The 18,387-nt window shown below is 74.4% G+C and carries 22 protein-coding genes; 14 read left to right on the top strand and 8 right to left on the bottom strand.

Annotated features, from left to right (window positions below; all coding sequences use genetic code 11):
- Positions 1–13: 13 nt before the first annotated feature.
- On the bottom strand, positions 14–643 hold the full coding sequence (locus C0216_RS09075; protein ID WP_114058544.1) for a class I SAM-dependent methyltransferase: 630 nt from the start codon (positions 641–643) through the stop codon (positions 14–16).
- A gap of 507 nt (positions 644–1,150) precedes the next feature.
- Here C0216_RS09075 and C0216_RS09070 point away from each other — a divergent pair.
- The gene (locus C0216_RS09070) at positions 1,151–1,621 is read left to right on the top strand and encodes a hypothetical protein (RefSeq protein ID WP_162793150.1); all 471 of its coding nucleotides are present in this window, start codon (positions 1,151–1,153) and stop codon (positions 1,619–1,621) included.
- A gap of 109 nt (positions 1,622–1,730) precedes the next feature.
- Here the strand turns inward: C0216_RS09070 and C0216_RS09065 are convergent, their stop codons facing one another.
- On the bottom strand, positions 1,731–2,117 hold the full coding sequence (locus tag C0216_RS09065; protein WP_114058543.1) for a DUF302 domain-containing protein: 387 nt from the start codon (positions 2,115–2,117) through the stop codon (positions 1,731–1,733).
- Between the two features lie 177 nt (positions 2,118–2,294).
- On the opposite strand from C0216_RS09065, the gene C0216_RS09060 reads away from it, so the two are divergent.
- From C0216_RS09060 to C0216_RS09050, 3 genes are all read left to right on the top strand, one after another.
- Complete coding sequence (locus tag C0216_RS09060) at positions 2,295–3,671, top strand: MBL fold metallo-hydrolase (protein ID WP_114054772.1); 1,377 nt, start codon at positions 2,295–2,297, stop codon at positions 3,669–3,671.
- A gap of 68 nt (positions 3,672–3,739) precedes the next feature.
- Positions 3,740–4,102, top strand: a complete 363-nt coding sequence (locus C0216_RS09055; protein WP_114054771.1) for a rhodanese-like domain-containing protein — start codon at positions 3,740–3,742, stop codon at positions 4,100–4,102.
- Entirely contained in the window at positions 4,099–4,848 is a 750-nt protein-coding gene (locus C0216_RS09050; protein ID WP_114054770.1) for a sulfite exporter TauE/SafE family protein, read from the top strand. The genes C0216_RS09055 and C0216_RS09050 overlap by 4 nt, the downstream gene beginning before the upstream one ends.
- A 45-nt stretch (positions 4,849–4,893) precedes the next feature.
- Here the strand turns inward: C0216_RS09050 and C0216_RS09045 are convergent, their stop codons facing one another.
- Positions 4,894–5,571, bottom strand: a complete 678-nt coding sequence (locus C0216_RS09045) for an AIM24 family protein (protein WP_114058542.1) — start codon at positions 5,569–5,571, stop codon at positions 4,894–4,896.
- A 71-nt stretch (positions 5,572–5,642) separates the two neighbouring features.
- Here C0216_RS09045 and C0216_RS09040 point away from each other — a divergent pair, with 71 nt between their 5' ends.
- On the top strand, positions 5,643–6,392 hold the full coding sequence (locus tag C0216_RS09040) for an aminoacyl-tRNA hydrolase (RefSeq protein ID WP_114054769.1): 750 nt from the start codon (positions 5,643–5,645) through the stop codon (positions 6,390–6,392).
- Positions 6,393–6,460: 68 nt separating this feature from the next.
- On the opposite strand, the gene C0216_RS09035 is transcribed toward C0216_RS09040, so the two are convergent.
- The 3 genes from C0216_RS09035 to C0216_RS09025 all read right to left on the bottom strand — a co-directional run bounded on the left by C0216_RS09035 (position 6,461) and on the right by C0216_RS09025 (position 8,739).
- The gene (locus C0216_RS09035; RefSeq protein WP_114054768.1) at positions 6,461–6,679 is read right to left on the bottom strand and encodes a hypothetical protein; all 219 of its coding nucleotides are present in this window, start codon (positions 6,677–6,679) and stop codon (positions 6,461–6,463) included.
- Positions 6,680–7,038: 359 nt separating this feature from the next.
- Positions 7,039–7,617, bottom strand: coding sequence for an HD domain-containing protein (locus C0216_RS09030; RefSeq protein ID WP_114054767.1), 579 nt, complete (start codon positions 7,615–7,617; stop codon positions 7,039–7,041).
- 12 nt (positions 7,618–7,629) lie between these two features.
- Positions 7,630–8,739, bottom strand: a complete 1,110-nt coding sequence (locus C0216_RS09025; protein WP_114054766.1) for a helix-turn-helix domain-containing protein — start codon at positions 8,737–8,739, stop codon at positions 7,630–7,632.
- Positions 8,740–8,858: 119 nt separating this feature from the next.
- Between C0216_RS09025 and C0216_RS09020 the strand changes: the two genes are divergently transcribed.
- The 7 genes from C0216_RS09020 (at position 8,859) to C0216_RS34945 (ending at position 13,239) form a co-directional block, all read left to right on the top strand.
- Positions 8,859–9,092 (top strand): hypothetical protein, encoded by a 234-nt coding sequence (locus tag C0216_RS09020; protein WP_114054765.1) that lies wholly within the window; start codon positions 8,859–8,861, stop codon positions 9,090–9,092.
- A 23-nt stretch (positions 9,093–9,115) separates the two neighbouring features.
- Positions 9,116–9,295 (top strand): hypothetical protein, encoded by a 180-nt coding sequence (locus C0216_RS09015; protein ID WP_162793149.1) that lies wholly within the window; start codon positions 9,116–9,118, stop codon positions 9,293–9,295.
- A 112-nt stretch (positions 9,296–9,407) separates the two neighbouring features.
- The gene (locus C0216_RS33380; RefSeq protein ID WP_162793148.1) at positions 9,408–9,545 is read left to right on the top strand and encodes a hypothetical protein; all 138 of its coding nucleotides are present in this window, start codon (positions 9,408–9,410) and stop codon (positions 9,543–9,545) included.
- Positions 9,546–9,620: 75 nt separating this feature from the next.
- On the top strand, positions 9,621–10,169 hold the full coding sequence (locus C0216_RS09010; protein ID WP_246042413.1) for a glycine-rich domain-containing protein: 549 nt from the start codon (positions 9,621–9,623) through the stop codon (positions 10,167–10,169).
- A 30-nt stretch (positions 10,170–10,199) separates the two neighbouring features.
- The gene (locus tag C0216_RS09005; protein ID WP_114054763.1) at positions 10,200–10,403 is read left to right on the top strand and encodes a hypothetical protein; all 204 of its coding nucleotides are present in this window, start codon (positions 10,200–10,202) and stop codon (positions 10,401–10,403) included.
- 530 nt (positions 10,404–10,933) lie between these two features.
- A complete protein-coding gene (locus C0216_RS09000; protein WP_114054762.1) occupies positions 10,934–12,241 on the top strand; it encodes a DUF692 domain-containing protein in 1,308 nt (435 codons plus the stop codon).
- Positions 12,238–13,239: a TIGR04222 domain-containing membrane protein gene (locus C0216_RS34945; RefSeq protein WP_281277910.1), complete on the top strand. Its 1,002-nt coding sequence runs from the start codon at positions 12,238–12,240 to the stop codon at positions 13,237–13,239. Before C0216_RS09000 ends, C0216_RS34945 begins: the two co-directional genes overlap by 4 nt.
- A 200-nt stretch (positions 13,240–13,439) precedes the next feature.
- Here the strand turns inward: C0216_RS34945 and hemQ are convergent, their stop codons facing one another.
- The gene (gene hemQ / locus C0216_RS08990; protein WP_114054760.1) at positions 13,440–14,153 is read right to left on the bottom strand and encodes a hydrogen peroxide-dependent heme synthase; all 714 of its coding nucleotides are present in this window, start codon (positions 14,151–14,153) and stop codon (positions 13,440–13,442) included.
- Positions 14,154–14,176: 23 nt separating this feature from the next.
- Positions 14,177–15,658, bottom strand: a complete 1,482-nt coding sequence (gene hemG / locus C0216_RS08985) for a protoporphyrinogen oxidase (protein ID WP_114058540.1) — start codon at positions 15,656–15,658, stop codon at positions 14,177–14,179.
- 150 nt (positions 15,659–15,808) lie between these two features.
- On the opposite strand from hemG, the gene C0216_RS08980 reads away from it, so the two are divergent.
- Entirely contained in the window at positions 15,809–16,900 is a 1,092-nt protein-coding gene (locus tag C0216_RS08980) for a DUF4349 domain-containing protein (RefSeq protein ID WP_162793147.1), read from the top strand.
- A gap of 58 nt (positions 16,901–16,958) precedes the next feature.
- Entirely contained in the window at positions 16,959–18,341 is a 1,383-nt protein-coding gene (locus tag C0216_RS08975) for an FAD-dependent oxidoreductase (protein WP_114054758.1), read from the top strand.
- Positions 18,342–18,387 lie beyond the last annotated feature (46 nt).

The following is an 18,387-nucleotide window of genomic DNA, read 5'->3' as shown; positions in this document are numbered from 1 at the left end:
CACGGGGCACGCTCTAGTGGCGGCGGGCCAGCAAGTGGGCGTCGAGGAAACCCCGGTCGGAGGCCGGGTCGTGGAGCAGCCGGGCGAACGTGGTGAGCCCGGCCTCGGCCAGCAACTCGGCGAACCGGTCCGCCGGCCAGCTATAGGCGGGCGTTACCTTGTGGTCGAAGCGAACCGTCTCCGGTCCGTCGGTCGCAAAGAACGAGACCAGCAGCAGGCCGCCCGGCGCCAGGACACGCACCTGCTCGGCGAGCAGCGCAGGCAATTCTTCAGGCGGGGTATGGATCATAGAGTAGTGGGCCAGCACGCCGCCGAGCGCGCCGTCCTCGACCGGCAGGTCCTCCATCCGCGCCTCGTCGAACCGCAGCGCAGGATGCGCCCGCCGGGCGTGGTCGACCATGCCCGGAGAGAGGTCGAGCCCGAAGGCGTCCAGCCCCAGGTCGTGCAGCATGGCCGTCAGATGTCCCGGGCCGCACCCGACGTCCGCTGCCCGCGGGTTCCCCGTCCCGCGCACCAGCTCGGCAAAGGTGCCGATCATGTTCCGCGAGAACGGCTGCGTCTCCAACCGATTAGCGAACAGCGACGCATACAGCTCGACGACCCCGTCGTAGGCCGCCCTAGTGTCGTCCTGGTGCTCCATCACGGCAAGCGAAGCTAACATCCGCGCACGTTCGCAGCTTCTCCGGCCCCGTGCCGGGGACAGGCCCTAACAGCTCTGCACATTCATCTGTACGCGGCTCTGCACTTCAGCTCGTACGCCGACACCGCCCGGCCGTGGACGCTGACCGCGTCTCCTACCTGAAGTGCGTCCCCATCATCCGCCGCAGCATCCTGTCTCAGCTCGGTGCGACCACTACCAAGCTCGCCCGCTCATTTGCGGAGGCCGGGCGGGAGGCGCGCAGCCGCTTGCTTCCCGCCCGGCGCTGCCGGGACTGCCCACGCGCGATCAAGAAACCGAACCGCTGGCCCGTCCTGAGAACCCCAGACGGGACACGGTTCAGCCCGGCCGTTGGGCCCACAACCCAAGCTCGAAGGCGAAGAGCAGTCGCAGGGCGGGGCGGCCGGCGTTGAAGGGAACACAAGCCAGACAACATCTGACCTCTTCTTTTATCCCTGAGACTGGGCAGGGACCGTCTCCTATGCTCTGGCCGTGGATGGATATCAGGGCCTGACAGCATTGATCGAATCGGCCTGGGAGGAGCTGAACGACTCCGATGCGGGCCGCCGGGACCTCTGCCTCGATGTCGTCAGCGACGTCCTGGAGACGGGCCGTCTGGCGCAGAACGACGTCGAGCGGGCCGTCGAGCGTCTCGCCACCATCGCGCTCTCCGGCGAGAGCTACGAAGTGCGAGAGTCCGCGCTGCACGCAGTCTGCACGGCCTCCACGCACTACGAACTTCCCTACCGAGTGGTGGAGCCGCTCGCAGCCGGGGTAGACAGCTTCGAACCCTTGCTCCTCGCCTACGTCCTGGCCGTCCTCGGCTGCACTCACGACGGGGCAGCGCTGCCGATCGTCGAGCGGTTCCTCCACCACCCTCACTCCGAGGTCCGCCGGGAGGCCTCGGAGGCGGTGACGGAACTCCACTGGCACCGAGAGTCAGCCCAGGACAAGACGGCGTAGTCCCTGCGGCTCAGCAGCTCAGTCGTTAAGGCAACTGCATTGGCCGCCGGAGGGTCCCCGCGGCCCCGGCAGCGGTGCGCGCCAGGGGCCCGGGACCCGGCCGGGCCGGTCAGGTGAGGGCGGCCAGAGCGGCGTCGAGGCGGGCGGCGGCCTCGTCGGCGACGGGTTCGAGGGCGGGCAGGCCGCTCAGGGTGACCATGGTGTTCGGGTCCAGGGCCTGGACGAGGGTGGTGTCGCCGTCGGCGCGGACGACGACGTTGCAGGGCAGGAGCAGGCCGATGCTGCGGTCGGCTTCGAGGGCCCGGTGGGCCAGCGGCGGGTTGCAGGCGCCGAGGATCAGGTAGTCCTCCATGTCGTGGCCGAGCTTGGCCTTGAGGGTGGCCTTGACGTCGATTTCGGTGAGGACACCGAAGCCCTGGTCGGCCAGGGCCTTGCGGACGGCGGTGACGGCGGTGTCGAAGCCGGCGTCGAGGCGGACGGTGCGGTCGTAGGACACGGACACTCCCCACTGGTTCGGAATGAGTGATTCCTCTTTACCCCGGCGGGTACCCGCATGAGGCGGGGCAATGCCGGAGCGGGGCGCTTCCGTCCGTACGGAATACCCCCCCGGGTATGAATGCTAGGGTAGGTATCCGATACCCCCCGGGGTACACCGTCAAGAGGAGTCGTAGCCGTGTTCTTCGTCGACACCCTGGAATTCGAGGGCCTGGGCAACCGCAGCTACCTGGCCGGCGGGCCCGATGCGGCAGTGGCCATCGACCCGCCGCGCGACATCGACCAGGTCATCGCCGCAGCGGCCCGGCGCGGGGTGCGCATCGCCTACGTCGCCGAGACCCACGTGCACAACGACTACATCACCGGCGGCCTGGAGCTGGCCCGCGTCACCGGCGCCCGGTACCTGGTGCCGGCCGGGGCGCGGGTGGCCTTCGCCCGCACCCCGGTCGCCGACGGCGACACCGTGGCGGTCGACGAGGGCCTCACCCTGCGGGCGATCGCCACTCCCGGCCACACCCCGCACCACACCGCCTACGCCCTCGCCGAGGACGGACGCGGGGTGGCCGCGTTCACCGGCGGCTCGCTGCTGATCGGCAGCGTGGGCCGCCCGGACCTCGTCGAGCCGCGGCTGACCGAGCAGCTGGCCCGCGCCCAGCACGCGTCCGCACACCGGCTGGCCGACGAGCTGGACGACGAGGTGCCGGTGCTGCCCACACACGGGTTCGGCAGCTTCTGCTCCTCCTCGCAGGCCGAGGGGGATGCGACCACGATCGGCAAGGAGCGCGAGACCAACGACGCCCTGACCCTGGACGTGGACACCTTCGTCGCGCAGATGCTCGCCGGGCTGGACGACGTGCCCGCGTACTACGCGCACATGGGCCCGGCCAACGCCGCCGGTCCCGCGCCGCTCGACCTGACCCCGCCCCGGCGCGCGGACGGCGGGGAGATCGCTGCCCGGCTGGCCGCGGGCGAGTGGGTGGTGGACCTGCGCAGCCGCATGGCGTTCGCCGAGGGGCACGTGGCCGGGTCGTTCAACTTCGAGGGCGACGGCAAGCTCGCCACGTACCTGGCCTGGCTGATCCCGTGGGGCAAGCCCGTCACCCTGCTCGCCGACACTCCTCGGCAGGTCGCCGACGCGCAGCGCGAGCTGGCCCGCGTGGGCATCGACCGCCCGGCCGCCGCCGCCACCGGCGACCCGGCCGGCTGGGTCCGCGCCGGCGAGCGGCTCGCCTCCTTCCCCCGCGCCCGCTTCGCCGACCTCGCCCGGGTGCGCGAGCGCGGCGACGACGTGGTCGTCCTGGACGTGCGGCGGAACTCCGAGCGCGCGGGCGGCTTCATCGACGGCTCGGTCCACATCCCGATCCACGAGCTGCACGGCCGCATCGGCGCCGTGCCGGAGGGGACGGTGTGGGTGCACTGCGCCGCCGGGATGCGCGCGGCGATCGCCGCGTCCCTGCTGGATGCCGCAGGCCGGGACGTGGTCGCCGTCGACGACGACTTCACCGCCGCCGACCAGGCCGGCCTTCCCCTCACCCGCCCCGGCCGCACCGGCTGACCCGCCCTGCCCGCCCTGCCCGCCCCGCACCGCCCACCCCGCACCGCCCGCACGAAAGTGATCAGACGATGTTCTCGCTCCTCCGCCGCGGCCCCGGCCGCCTCACCCCCAGTCAGGCCCACCAGCGCACCGGTGACGGCCGGGCCGTGCTGCTGGACGTCCGCGAAGCACCGGAGTGGGAAGCCGGGCACGCACCCGACGCGCTGCACCTGCCGCTGTCCCGCCTGACGGCCGGGGCACCGCTCCCGGCCTCCGCCCAGGGCAGGCCGGTCGTGGCGATCTGCCGCTCCGGCCACCGCTCCCGGCAGGCCGCCAGGCTCCTGGCCGACCGCGGCATCGAGGCCACCGACGTCACCGGCGGCATGACCGCCTGGGCCCGTGAGGGGCTGCCGGTCACCGGCGGCCAGGGCGGCGGCGGTGTCATAGCGTGAGCGCGCTGCTCCTGGCCCTGGCCGCCGGGGCAGTGGTCGGGCTCGCGCTCGGCGCGCTCGGCGGAGGCGGCAGCGTCCTCGCCGTCCCCGCGCTGATCTACCTGCTCGGCTTCACCCCGGCCGCCGCCACCACGGCCGCCCTGATCATCGTCACCGCCACCTCGCTCACCGCCCTGTACGCCCACGCCCGCACCGGCAACGTCCGCTGGAAAGCCGGTGCCCTGTTCGCCGCGGCCGGACTCCTGCCCGCCGCCGCGGCCGGGGCCGCCGCATCCCGCCTGCCGCAAGCGCTGCTGACCGCCGCGTTCGCCGCCGTCGCGGCCCTCGCCGCCGTACGGATGCTGCGGCCCGGCCGCAGCGGCGGCGACGGCACCACCGCGGTACGGCCGGCGAAGGCGGCCGGGACCGGGGCCGGCCTGGGGGCACTGACCGGGCTGCTCGGCGTCGGCGGCGGCTTCCTCGCCGTCCCCGCCCTGGTCGGCGTCCTCGCCCTCGAAATGCAGGCAGCGGTCGGCACCAGCCTGCTGGTCATCTCCGCGAACTCCGTCGCCTCCCTGGCCACCCGGGGCGCCACCACCGCAGGCATCGACTGGGCGCTCGTCGGCCCCTTCGCCGGAGCCGCGATCCTCGGCGCCTGGGACGGCAAACGCCTGGCCTCCAAGGTCACCGGCACCCTGCTGCAACGCGCCTTCGCCGCCGTCCTGCTGGCCGTGGCCGCCTTCATGCTCGCCGACGCCCTCACCTGACACCCCCCGCATCGCCGAAGGCCCTCACCTGCCCACGGGTGAGCCTCAGGTCGCAGAACCGGCCGCCTCGGTGACCTCGCTGGGCCGGACGATGACGAAGCCCTCCCCCCGCAGCTCCAGCTGCACGGCCTCGCCGGAGCCGCCGCGCAGCATCGAGCCGACCGACTGGGAGCGGTGCAGGCCCGTCTCCAGCTGCGCGCTCCAGCCGACCACCGCGTCCGTGTCCACGTACACCGGGGAGGCGGCGGTGACGGGGATGACGATCGGGGCGCCGTCGCACACGACGGCGAGCTTCCCCGTCCCGGTGAAGAGGCTGTTGAACAGGCCGCCCCCGGTCATCCCGGCGCCCTTCACCATCCTTATCTCGTACGCGAGCGTGGAGTCGAAGCACAGCACGTTGCGGCCGTTGACGGTCAGGGCGTCGCCCGGCTCGAACTCGACGATGAAGCAGTTGCCGGCCCGGTGCGCGAACCAGGCCTCGCCCCGGCCGCGGACGGACATCAGCGGCAGGCCCTCGCCGGTGACGGCACGCTTGAGCATCCCGCCGATGCCCTGCCCCTTCCGCTCGAACCGCAGGTCGCCGCGGAAGGCGACCATCGAGCCCTGCCGGGCGAGCATCTCGCCGTCGACGGCGTACCGCACCGACTTGGCGTTCTGGAGGGCCATTCCGGGGGCGGCGGCAGGGCGGACAAGGACATCGGAGGAGAACAGTTCGCTCTTCATGTACACGATCGTCGCCGGTGCCCCGCCCCCGCGGCGTCCTCCTTACGGCGGAGCCTGGCATCCTTGGCGGGATGAGCAGCCAGCACACGCATCCTCCTGCAGACGTACCCGCGGTCGGCGCCGACAGCCCCTTCCGGCAGGGGCGCCTGCCCCGCGACGAGGCACCGCAGTTCGTCCTGCCGCTGGTCGTGCGGATCGAGAAGGCCGAACCGCCCGCCCGTACGGACGCCTTGGAGACGGCCGCGCGCGCCGTACTGGTCCTGCTGGCGGACGAGCGGGCGCGCGACGGCGGCGAATGGGCCGAGGCCGTCCGCGACTGGCAGGACGCACGGATCCGCAAGGTGGTCCGCCGGGCCCGCGGCGCGGAGTGGCGCAAGGCGTGCGCACTGCCCGGCATCACGGTCGACGGCGGCACCGCGCAGGTACGGGTCTTCCCGCCGGTCCCGCTGGACGGCTGGCCCAAGGAGCTCGCCAAACTCCAGGTGTCGGGCACCGACCTCGACGACCCCGCCCCGGTGCCGGCCGCCACCGCGGGCGTGCCGGTGCTGTGGCTCAACCCGGACCTGGAGATGTCCGCCGGCAAGACCATGGCCCAGGCCGGGCACGCGGCGCAGCTCGCCTGGTGGGACCTGACCGCCGCGGAGCGCGCCGCCTGGCAGGACTCCGGCTTCCGCCTGGAGGTCCGCACCGCCGCCCCCGACCAGTGGCCGGCCCTCACGACCGGCGGCCTCCCGGTGGTCCGCGACGCGGGCTTCACCGAGATCGCCCCCGGCTCCGCGACGGTGGTCGCCGACCACCCGTCCCTCCGCTCCCGCCTCTGACGGGGCGGCGGGCGGGCTGCCCGGCTCCGGCGGCGCGACAGGGGCCCCGCTCCGGCCCGGCGGAGCCCCTACGCCTTCCGGGCGCCGACCGAGCGCGCCGCGAGGAAGTCGGCGATGCGGTCCGTCATGGCCCGGACGGAGGCGGCCTGCGCCCGCCCGATCCGGACCGTGCCCTTGCCGGGCCGTACCGGGTCGGGAGTGTCGGCGCCCGCGAGATCGGGAAACGCGGGGATCGCCAGGGCGGCCGAGAAGACGCCGGCCGCGAGGATGCCGCGGGACGGGTCCATGTCGGCCTTCCCCGGATCGACGAGTTCGCGGACGGTGTCCGCCTCCTCCTCCCCGGGCGGCGGCTTCAGCCCCGCCTCGGAATACGTGACAGCGGCCGCTGCTGCTGATGGGATTCCGTTCGTCAGCCCGCTGACGGGCGGCTGCTACGACGCCGCCGGCTTCTTGATCGCCACGCACGGGCCGTTCATCACCTCCGCCATCACCGCCTACATCGGCGGCGACGGCGTCCACCCGACCGACGCCGGACACGTGTGCCTCGCCCGCCGGATCGTCGCCGCGATCCGGGAACTGATGCCCCACTGCACAGCGCCCCCTCTCGGCCTTCGGGCCGGGAGGGGGCGTTTTCGTGCGTCTGGGCTCAGTTCGTCTCGCCGATGGCTGCCCGCAGCCAGTCGAGGGTGCCCTGCCCAAGGAGCTCGTCTGCCAGCCTCTGCCCCGTCTCGGTCGTGAGCCGGGCTCGGCTGTTGTCGATCCACCGCTGTGCGGCCTGGTACCCCTGGGCCTTGTACTCGATGCCTTGGAGCATGCACTCCAACTTGTCGGCGTCACGTGCGCAGATCGCTTCGGGAGAGCCCTTCGCCTCGTACTCAGCGACCAGATCCTGAATCGTAGACGCCAGCACTTCGGGCATGCCGGCCGTCTGGTCGGCCGTTACAGCCTCAGGGTCAGCACTGGACGCGTACTTCTTCCCGAGGTGGTTCACGTCCCCCGTGCGGGTCTCCTGGGTGTCGTGCCAGACGGCGAGGAACGCGGCGCGCGCAGGGTCAGCGCCTTCCAGCTTTGCGATGATCGACGCGATGAGCGAGGTACGCCAGGAGTGCTCAGCAACGCTCTCCGGATCATTGATCCCAGCCATCCACCAGCCCGTGCGGCGTGTGTGCTTGAGCGTGCCGGCTTCGTAGAGGAAGCGGGCCACCGCGGACAGGTCGTCAGCCACTGTATCTCTCCTTCACGCCTCGGCGAGGCGGATCGCGTACCGGATGCCTTCCAGCTCTCGACGCGCGCGCGTCCAGGGCTCAGTGCCATCCAACAGCACAGGGAGCCGGTCGCGGAGGGCGCGCCCTGTGGCAGAGGTCGCACGCAGAAGAGTGGGGCGCGCGGCAAGCAGGGCCCAGAGAGTGTGGAGGTTGAGGTCGAAGAAGCCCTGATGCGGCACGAGGCCGTTCACGAGGTGCTGGAGCAGCTTGTGGCCATGCCAAGGCGCGCTGTGCGTGGCGATGAAGTCGTCCGAGATTTGGATGTGTGTGCTTTCGCCGATCCAGTACGCCCAGTAGTTCAGGTTTGCTGCTTCGCCCGCGTCATCGTCCAGCGTGGTGGAGATGAAGTGCTGCATGCGGTCCCGATCGCCCTGGCGGGCAGCAACTGCGGCAACGGACCGGGCAGCGAGCCACTGGGTGAGCCAGTCCCCTGGCCGCTCTGCACGCTGCTGCTGTGCGAGCCATTCCGAGGTATCCGGGGCATCGTCGTACCCGGCGAGGTAGAGGGCCTGACGGCGTCGGAGAAACTGGCCCGGCCCCGCCTCCTCGGCGGTCCGGCGCATGCACCGGAAGAATCGGCGGCGGTCGCCCACTGATAGTTCTGGCCCCCTGGGCGCGGGGCCTCGCCTTGGCTTTGACGGGGCCTGGAGGGCGCGCATCGGCTCTGGAGTTACCCCGGTCAAAGGCCAAGCCAGCACCTCGACGAGGTCACGCTGCATCACCCACGCTCCAAGGGGGCTGTCACCTGTGGGCCCGTCGTCAGTGAGCGCACTCGCCAGTAGGACATCCGCTTCCAACGCCTTCTCAAGCGCAAGGAGCAGTCCAGGGCTCACGCCCATGCGCATGAGCCGGTGGCGGTGTACCAGCATCTGGCCGACAGCCAGTGACGTGAGAGGCCGCCGACCTGACTCCCATCCAGCCACGGTATCCGGCGAGACATGGAAGACCTCGGCCAGGGACTCCTGGGTGTGGTCCAGCTGCTCTCGGATCACGCGAAAAACGTAGCCGGACACTATGCCGCCGCGGGGACGATGTTGGGATCCCTGACCGCGGGTCAGGGTGCCGGTGGCATTGCTGTCCATGCTGCCCCTCCAGCCTGCGCACTGCGTCCAAAGTACCCGTACTGAGGGTCACTTCGGCCGACGCAGGCCGAATCCTACGCTGCTCTCACCACCCGCTGACGACGGTAGGGAGCACCGCCATGGCAGCCCGCTACACCCTGACACCCAGCCCCGAGCGTGTCGGCACGTCCGTGCCGCATGCCTGGCTCGGCCGGGACGTGCAGGACCTCCTCGACGGCAGGTGCGGCACCCTCATGGACGTCTGTGTCGAAGAGAACCAGTACGGCCTGCGCTACGACGCCGCGTACATCCGTGGCGCGGACGCCCGCGAGTTCGTCATCCCCGTCACACAGATGCGGCTGGTCTCGTGCTGACGCAGGGCACCGTATGCGCCGACATGCCGCTGCCGGCGTTCTCCGACCTGACGATCGAGCAGGCCCGCGGCAAGGCCTGCGTCGCCTGCGGCAAGCTGCTCGGCCTGGGCCGCATTTACCGGGGCCCGATCCTCGGCTACGACGGCCCGATGCTCCTCGACGTCGACGTCTGGTCCTGCCCGCCCCCGGCGGCCGGGCGATGACCGCGGCGGGGCGGATCTGCGCCGTCTGCCAGCGGCCGGTGTTCGGCGACGCGATCCGCGTCATCCGAGACTCGGCATCGGGCGCCCGGCCGGACATGTGGGTGCACCCGGAATGCGACCGCGACCCGCTCCGCCCGCTGAAACCCCGGCCTCGGCGGGCGCGGTGACCGAGCGGGCACGGCAAGCCCTGTACGTCCTGATCGTCCTCAGCACCCTCGGCACCCTCGCCGTCGGCATCGCGCGCCCCTGAGACTCCCGGTCCGCCCTGCCCTCGCAGGGCAGGACCGGGCCCTTGCACCATCGGACCTCACACCAAGGAGACCCCATGACGTGCAACAACACCCCTCCCGGCGCCCCTCCGCCGCCCTGCACCGTGAAGCCGGCGGGCGGCGCCGCCCCCAGCCCGAGGCGCCTGCTGACCGACGCCCAGTTCAACGACGTCCGCGCCACCGTGCTCGACAACAACCCGGGCATGGCCCCGGACATGGCCACCCGCATCGTCGTCGAGGTGCTCAAGTTCGTCGTCGCCGCGAGCCTGTTCCCCACGGTGCGGATCGCCCCGACCCGCGAGGTCGACGAGGGCTGGCACGCCCTCATTCTCCACACCCACCTGTACGCGACGCTGTGCAGCCGGCTCGGCCGGACCGTCCACCACTACCCCGAGCGGCCGGACGAGTCCCGCCATGACCCCGACGTCCTGACCCGCACCGTGGCGCTGATCGAGCAGGCCGGGTACTCCCCGGACGCCGAGCTGGGGCCGGGGCCGGAGCGGTCCCTCGTGTCGGTGGCGGCGTCCTGCTCGCACACCCCGGTCCCGGGCGGGTGCGGGCCGATCCGTCCCGGCCAGTGCGCCACCCACGGCGGGGACGAATAGAGTCGCGGCACGCGAACGAGAGGTGAGGGCATGAACGCGGAAGACGTAGCCGAGCTGCACGCCGCGATGCGGGCGTACGGGATCCCCGGCACGCTCGCGCCCGTGGATGCCGGAGACCCGGCCGGAGAGTGGCGGGTCCTCGACAGCGCGGGCCGGGACGTCACCGCCGGGACCCTCGCCGCCGCGGCGACCGCCCGCGCCCGACGGCCCGCCCGCGGGTTCGTCGTCGGGTAGCTGCCCCTCGCGGTCCAGCCCCGGCCGGAGGAGGGACGACCGGCCGGGGCTACTCGCGTACCCGCTCGGCAAGGGGGGAGACGCCGATCCCGTCGGCAATGGCCGCCGGCAGACGCACCCTGTGTGCTGTGCACCCCACCCTGCTGTCGACGAGTACAGGAACCCGGGACGCGAGCTGCTATCCCCTGGATCATGTAAATCGCAGTACAAGAGTTCTCCCGGGCGTGAGCGATACCGCCCCCGGCTCCACGACGGTGGTCGCCGACCACCCGTCCCCCCGCAGCCCGGGTGGCCCGCTGCCCGGGCAGGGGCGGCGCCCGGGCAGGGGCGGCGCCCGGGCAGGGGCGGCGCCCGGGCAGGGGCGGCGCCCGGAGGGTCCCGCATCGGGTGCTTCGGCCTCCCGCCGGGCGGAACCTCAAATGTTGCTCTGAACGTCACCCCCGCTGGGTTGGCGCCGTGTGGGCGGGGCCATCAATCCGGCACACGGGCCGGTACGCCGGGCCGACGAACGGGGGGAGGGCGCGGGAACCATGGCGCAGCTGGGAGTGGGCATCGGGTGGCGGCCGGAGATCGCGGATGCGGTCGAGCGGCTGCCCGGCCTGGACTGGGTCGAGGTCGTCGCCGAGAACATCTGCCCCGGCCACCTGCCGGAGCCGTTGCAGCGGCTGCTCGACCGCGGTGTGCGCGTCGTCCCGCACGGGGTGTCGCTCGGGCTCGGCGGTGCGGAGCCGCCCGACGCGGGCCGGCTGGCCGCGCTCGCGGAGCGGGCGGTGGCGTTGGGGGCGCCGCTGGTCACCGAGCACATCGCCTTCGTACGGACCGCTTCCCCGGCCCTGGAGGCCGGGCACCTGCTGCCCGTGCAGCGGACCCGGGACGCGCTCGACGTGCTGTGCGAGAACGTGCGGATCGCGCAGGAGGCGCTGCCCGTGCCGCTGGCGCTGGAGAACATCGCCGCGCTCGTACGCTGGCCGGGCGAGGAGCTGACGGAGGCGCAGTTCCTGACGGAGCTGGTCGAGCGGACGGGCGTCCGACTGCTCATCGACGTGGCGAACCTCCACACGAACCGCGTCAACCGCGGGGAGGACCCGGCCGCGGTGCTCGCGGCGGTCCCGCCGGAGGCGCTGGCGTACGTGCACGTCGCGGGCGGCGTCGAGCGGGACGGCGTGTGGCACGACACGCACGCCCACCCCGTGCCGCCGGCCGTGCTCGACATCCTGGCGGACCTGGCGGGCCGGATGCGGCCGGCCGGGGTCCTGCTGGAGCGAGACGACGCCTTCCCGCCGGAGAAGGAGCTGGCCGCCGAGTTCGCGGCCATCCGCTCCACCCTGGAGGCCGCCGCGGCGGCGCCCGTCCTGGGCGGCGGGGGCGCGCCGGCCGGCGCCGTGCCCGGCGGCGTTCGCGGCGCTCGCGCGGCCGCCGGCGGGCTGTCCGCCGCGCGGACCCGGGTGGGGTTGGAGCAGGCCGCGCTGCTGTCCTCGCTCGTCGCCGGGACGCCCGTGCCCGAGGGGTTCGACCGGCAGCGGGTGCGGGTGCAGGCGCGGGCGCTGGCGGCCAAGCGGGCCGACATCGTCGCCAAGGTCGCGCCCGAACTGCCGGAGCTGCTTGGCGGGCGGAAGGCGTTCCGGGAGGCGTTCCTCGGGTACGCGCGCCACCGGCCGCTGCCCGGCGGCTACCGGCGGGACGCGCTCGACTTCGCCGAGCACCTGCTGGTCCGCGACCTGCCCGCCGACCCCGCCGCGCGGCGCCGGCTCACCGTCTGGTGGCGGGACCGCGCCGGGCCGAAGCCGCCGGGGCGGATCGTGCGCTGGGCTCGCGCCCTCACGGGGAGGGCGGCGTGACCGGGTTCGCCGTCGTCTGGCTGCCCGTCGCCGTCTCCAGCGTGCTGCTGGTGTGGGCGCTGCGGCGCACCCGGCCCCGTACCGGCGGAGAGCCGCCGCGGCTGCTGGACCTGTCGGAGGCGGCGTTCCTCACGGGCGGGCCCGGCGGGGTCGTCGACACCGCGCTCGTCGTGCTCCTCGGGGACGGCCGCCTGACCGCCGGCGGCCCCGGCATCGTGCAGGCGCGGCCCGGCGCCCCCGCCGCCGACACCGCCGAGCGGGCGGTGCTGCGCGCCTGCGGGCAGGCGCCGTCCGGCCGGCTTTATCAGGTGCGGTACGCCGCCATGCGCGATCCGGCCGTGCAGGAGGTCGGGGACGGGCTGGCGGCCCGCGGGCTGCTGACCGCGCCGGGCCGGGGGCGCGGTGTGCGGGTGTGGGGTGTGGTGCAGGCCGCGGTGTGCGGTGTGCTGTTCCTGCTGTCGCTGCCGCTGGTGCTGTTCACGCTCGCGGTGTCGGGCGGCGGCGGGGTTCCGGCCGGGGTGTCGCTGCTGTTCGCGCTGCCGGCCGGCGCCGTGGTCGGGGCGGTCTGCGCGAGGCGGGCGGCGCGGCGTGTCACGCCGCGGGGGCGGCGGGCGCTCCGGGCGATGCGCGCCGTGTACGTGGGCGACGGCAGTCCGCAGGCGCAGACGGCCCTGTTCGGGCTGCGCACGCTGCGGGACCCGTACCTCGGGCCGCTGCTGGTTCCGGCGGCGCGGCAGGCGCGGCTGGCCGCGGCCGAGCACCGGGCGCAGGGCGGCCGGTCGGGCCGTTCGGGCGGCGGCGGCGGCGGGAGTGACGGCTGCGGGTCGTCCGGGGCGGAGGCGGTGCCGGTCGTGTGGTGCGCCGGCTCGGGCGGCGGCTCGGGCTGCGGGTCCTCCGGCGACGGCGGCTGGGGCGGTTCCGGGTGCGGGAGTTCGGGCGGATCGAGCTGCTCAAGCAGCTCCTCCTCGTCGAGCTGCTCAAGCAGCTCCTCCTCGTGAGGCCGGCCCCGCCGCATCCGGAGCCCGCGCCGGTGTCGCTGGACCACCGGGCGGAAGCGCCCCGGGCACCAGGCCCGGGGCGCTTCCGCCGGCAGTCTGAACTTCCGGTGCGGGGTCTCCGGCTGCGTCGTTTCGGGGGCAGGGCCTCCCCCGCTGCCGGAGGAGGTCATTCCTCCGGCTGTTTCCCCCCGGGGGAGGTATCAGGCGAGCCCGGCGACCAGGTCGGCGACGGACTTGCGGCGCCCGGTGAAGAAGGGGACCTCTTCCCGGACGTGCATACGGGCCTCGGAGGCGCGCAGGTGGCGCATCAGGTCGACGATGCGGTGCAGCTCGTCGGCCTCGAAGGCCAGCAGCCACTCGTAGTCGCCGAGCGAGAAGGAGGCGACGGTGTTGGCGCGGACGTCCGGGTAGCCGCGGGCCATCTTGCCGTGGTCGGCGAGCATCCGGCGGCGGTCCTCGTCGGGCAGCAGGTACCAGTCGTAGCTGCGCACGAAGGGGTAGACGCTGACGTAGTCGCGGGCGACCTCGTCGGCGAGGAACGCCGGGATGTGCGACTTGTTGAACTCGGCCGGGCGGTGCAGGGCCATGTTCGACCACACCGGCTCCAGGGCGCGGCCCAGCCTGGTGCGCCGGAAGAGGTTGTACGCGGTCTGCAGCTCGTCGGCCGTCTCCGCGTGCCACCAGATCATGATGTCGGCGTCGGCGCGCAGGCCGGAGAGGTCGTAGGTGCCGCGGACGGTGATGTCCTTCGCGGCCAGCTGGTCGAAGAGCTCCTGGACCTCGTCCGCGTAGCCCGTCCGGTCTTCCGGGAGCACGTCCTTCAGCTTGAAGACGGACCACAGGGTGTAGCGGATGACCTCGTTGAGGTCCTTCGCCTTCTTCCCCGCGTTGGGGATCTTCTCTGGTGCAGTCATGCGTCCATTGTCCCGTGTGCCGATCAGTGCTCGGAGCCAGGGGTGGCCAATGCGGCGGCGACCGCGTCGGCGGCCTTCCCGGCACTGGCGATGCAGGCGGGGATGCCGACGCCGTCGTAGAGGGCGCCGCACACGGCGAGGCCGGGCAGTGCGCCGACCGCGGCCCGGATCCGGGCGACCCGGTCGAGGTGGCCGACCGGGTACTGCGGCAGTCCGCCGCCCCAGCGGGTGACGGTGGAGGCGACGGGCCTGGCGGTGAGGCCGACGGCCTCGCCGAGGTCGCGCAGCGAGACGCCGACGAGTTCGGAGTCCTCGCGGGCCAGGTCGGCCTCGTCGCCGTGGCGGCCGACGGAGGTGCGCAGCAGGAAGAGGTCGGGGTCGGTGCCGGCCCAGGCCCACTTGCTGCTGGAGAAGGTGGACGCCTTGACCGTCTTTCCGTCGACGGGCGGTACGAGGAACCCGCTGGCCGTTCCGGCGGTGATCGCGGCGGGCAGCTCCGAGCGCCGGAACGCCATCGTGACGAGGGCCATCGAGGCGTACTCCACCGCGCGCAGCTCGGCCGCGGCGGCCGGGGCGGCGTCCTGGAGCAGCCGGGCGGCGGGGCCGGCCGGCACGGCGAGGACGACGGCGTCGGCGTCGACGGCGCCGGCGGCGGTGACGGCCCGCCAGCCGGCTGCGGTGCGCCGGAGTTCGCGGACCTCGGCGCCGGTGCTGATCTCGGCGCCGGCGGCCCGGCAGGCGTCGGCGACGGCGGCGGGGAGGCGGCCGATGCCGCCCTCGATGCCGGAGAAGACGGGGCCCTGCGCCGGCTGGGCCGCGGCCCGGCGCTGGAGGTCGCGTACGGCGTCGCCGAGCGAGCCGTGCCTGCGGGCGGCCTCGTACAGCTGCGGGACGGCGGCGCGCAGGGAGATGCGGTAGGCGTCGCCGGCGTAGACGCCGCCGAGGAGGGGTTCGACGAGCCGGTCGACGACCTCGCGGCCGAGGCGGGCGGCGACGTACTCGCCGACGGCGGCGTCCTCGCCGATGTCGGCGGGCGGCAGGTCGGCTTCGGCGGCGATCCGGGCGAGGCCCTCGGCGGAGAGGACGCCGGAGGCGGCCAGCGGTGCCGTGTCGCCGGGGACGCCCATGACGTGCCCTGTCGGCATCGGGCGGAGCGCGCCGCGGGTCCACAGGTGGGCGGTGGTGGTGGCGGGCGGCTGGAGCGCCGGGCCGAGGCCGACGGCGCGGGCGAGGTCGAGGGCTTCCGGGCGGCGGGCCAGCACGGACTCGGCGCCGAGGTCGACGGGGAGGCCGGCGAGTTCGCCGGCGTGCAGCTTGCCGCCGAGGCGCTGCCCGGCCTCCAGCAGGGTGACGCGGAGTCCTGCGGCGAGGAGCCGGTGGGCCGCGGCGAGGCCGGCGATGCCGCCGCCGATGACGAGGACCCGGCGGCGGGGGTCCGTGCCGGGGGCGCCGGGCGCGCCGTCGCCGTGGGTGCCGTCGTGCGTACGCGTGTCCGCTTCGTGCATGGACACATGCTCTCAGACCGGGTTCCGGGGCTGTGCCGAGGCCGGACCGTGACCGCATCGGGACCGTCCCGGGACCGGCGGGGCGAAACCCGCGGGGCGGGCGTGCGCGTCGAAACGGCACGACGGCATCCGACCCCCGGGGGGACCGCAGTGCGAGCACGCTCCAGTTGGACCACCACGACCACGCGCACGACACGGACGGGGCGGCGCGGTGCGGCCGCGCTGGCCGGGCTGGCCCTGGCGGGCTCGCTGGCGCTCGCCGGCTGCGGCGCCGACGGCGGGTCGGCCGGCTCCGCGGCCGCCGACAAGGCCGCGGTGGCGCCGGCCGCCCCCCAGGGGGAAGCCCGTACGGGCGCCGGGGCGGCCGGCCCGGCGGCGGAGGGCGCGGCGAAGGCGCCGGGCGCGCCGGCGCCGGGCGGGCAGGCCCCGGCCGCGGTCCGGCCGCACGTGGTCAGGACGGCCTCGCTGGCGATCGAGGCGGACGACGCGGGGAAGGTGCTGGCGTCGGCCCGGACGGCCGCGGAGGGCGCCGGCGGGTTCGTCGGCAACGAGTCGACGCGGCGCGGCAAGGACGGGCGGATGGCGTCGGCGATGACCCTGCGGGTGCCCTCCGAGCGGTTCGACGCCGTGCTCGGCGCCCTGGAGGGCAGCGGGAAGCTCCTCAGCCGGAAGGTGGAGGCGCAGGACGTGACGGAGAAGGTCGCGGACGTCGACAGCCGGGTCCGCTCGCAGCAGGCGAGCGTCGCCCGGGTGCGGGAGATGATGGAGCGGGCCACGGCCCTCGGCGACGTGGTGATGCTGGAAGGCGAGCTGAGCAGGCGCCAGTCGGACCTGGAGTCGCTGCTGGCGCAGCAGACCGCGCTGAAGGACCGGACCTCGCTCGGCACGGTCACCGTGGAGGTCTCGGAGCCGGAGGCCGCGGCCGGGCCGTCGGAGGACGACGGCCGGCCGTCGGTCGGGGGTGCGCTGCGGACCGGCTGGGAGGCGTTCACGGACGTCGTGGCGTATGCCGTCGTCGCGGTGGCGCTGGTGCTGCCGTTCGCGGCGGCCGCCGCGGTCGGCGTGCTCGGCTTCCGGTTCCTGCGCCGCCGACGGCGGGGCGGCGGCGCGGCCGCCGCGGCGGCCCCGGCGGGCGTGGAGGCCCCGGCGGGCGTGGAGGCTCCCGCGGCCTCCGCCGCCCCGGCCGTTCCGCCGGCGCGGGACGGGGGCGACCCGGCGGAGACGCCCCGGGTCTCGGACTGAACAACCGCTCCCCCGTAGCGTGTTCTCCACGTGGCCACAGTGGAGGACGGTGCGGACGATGGCAGTGGAACGGCTGGTGGTGGTCGGCGGCGACGCGGCGGGGATGTCCGCCGCGTCGCAGGCCCGGCGGCTGAAGGGCCCTGCGGAGCTGGAGATCACGGCCTTCGAGCGGGGCCGCTTCACCTCGTACTCGGCGTGCGGGATCCCGTACTGGATCGGCGGCGGCGTCACCGACCGGGACGACCTGATCGCCCGCACCCCCGAGGAGCACCGCGCCCGCGGCATCGACCTGCGCACCCGTACGGAGGTGCTGGAGCTGGACCTGGCCGGGAACCGCGTCCGCGCCCGCGACCTCGACTCCGGCGCCGAGTCGTGGACCGGCTTCGACAAGCTCGTCCTGGCGACGGGCGCCCGCCCGGTCCGGCCGCGCATGCCCGGCATCGGCGCGCACGGCGTCCACGGGGTGCAGACCCTCGACGACGGGCAGCGCCTGATGGACACCCTGGAGCGGGCCGGCGGCCGCCGGGCCGTCGTCGTCGGCGCCGGATACATCGGCGTGGAGATGGCGGAGGCCCTGCTGCACCGGGGCTTCGAGGTCACCGTCCTGCACCGCGACGAGCAGCCGATGTCCACCCTCGACCCGGACATGGGCGGCCTGGTGAACACGGCGATGAACCGGATGGGCATCAGGACGGTCGCCGGCGCCGAGGTGGCGGAGGTCCTCGACGACGGGGCCGGGCGGGCCCGCGCGGTGCGCACCGCGTCGGGGGACGAGTATGCGGCGGACGTGGTGGTCCTCGGCATCGGCGTGGAGCCGCGGACCGGCCTGGCCCGCGCGGCGGGGCTGCCGCTGGGCACGTCGGGCGGGCTGCTGACGGACCTGTCGATGCGGGTCCGCGGGTACGGCCACATCTGGGCGGGCGGCGACTGCGTGGAGGTGCTGGACCTGGTCGCGGGGCGCCACCGGCACGTCCCGCTCGGCACGCACGCGAACAAGCACGGGCAGGTGATCGGCTCGGGCGTCGGCGGCGGCTACGCCACCTTCCCGGGCGTGGTGGGCACGGCGGTCAGCAAGGTCTGCGACCTGGAGATCGCGCGGACGGGGCTGCGGGAGTCGGACGCCCGGGAGGCGGGGCTCCAGTTCGTGACGGCGACCGTCGCCTCCACGACGGCGGCCGGCTACTACCCGGGGGCCGCGCGGATGACGGTGAAGATGCTCGCGGAGCGGCGGACGGGGCGGCTGCTCGGGGTGCAGATCGTCGGCGGGGCCGGGTCCGCGAAGCGGGTGGACGTCGCGGCGGTCGCGCTGACGGCGGGCATGACGGTGGAGCAGGTCGTCGCCCTGGACCTGGGGTACGCGCCGCCGTTCTCCCCGGTGTGGGACCCGGTCCTGGTCGCGGCCCGCAAGGCGGTCGCCGCGGTCCGCTCGGCCGGCGTGTGACCGCCGCGGGCCCCGGGGGCGCCGCCGCGGCGGCGCCCCCGGGGCC

Source organism: Streptomyces globosus (genome assembly GCF_003325375.1).
GTDB lineage: Bacteria > Actinomycetota > Actinomycetes > Streptomycetales > Streptomycetaceae > Streptomyces > Streptomyces globosus_A.
Note: the sequence above shows the minus strand (reverse complement) of the source record. Positions and strands in the feature narration are given on the sequence as shown.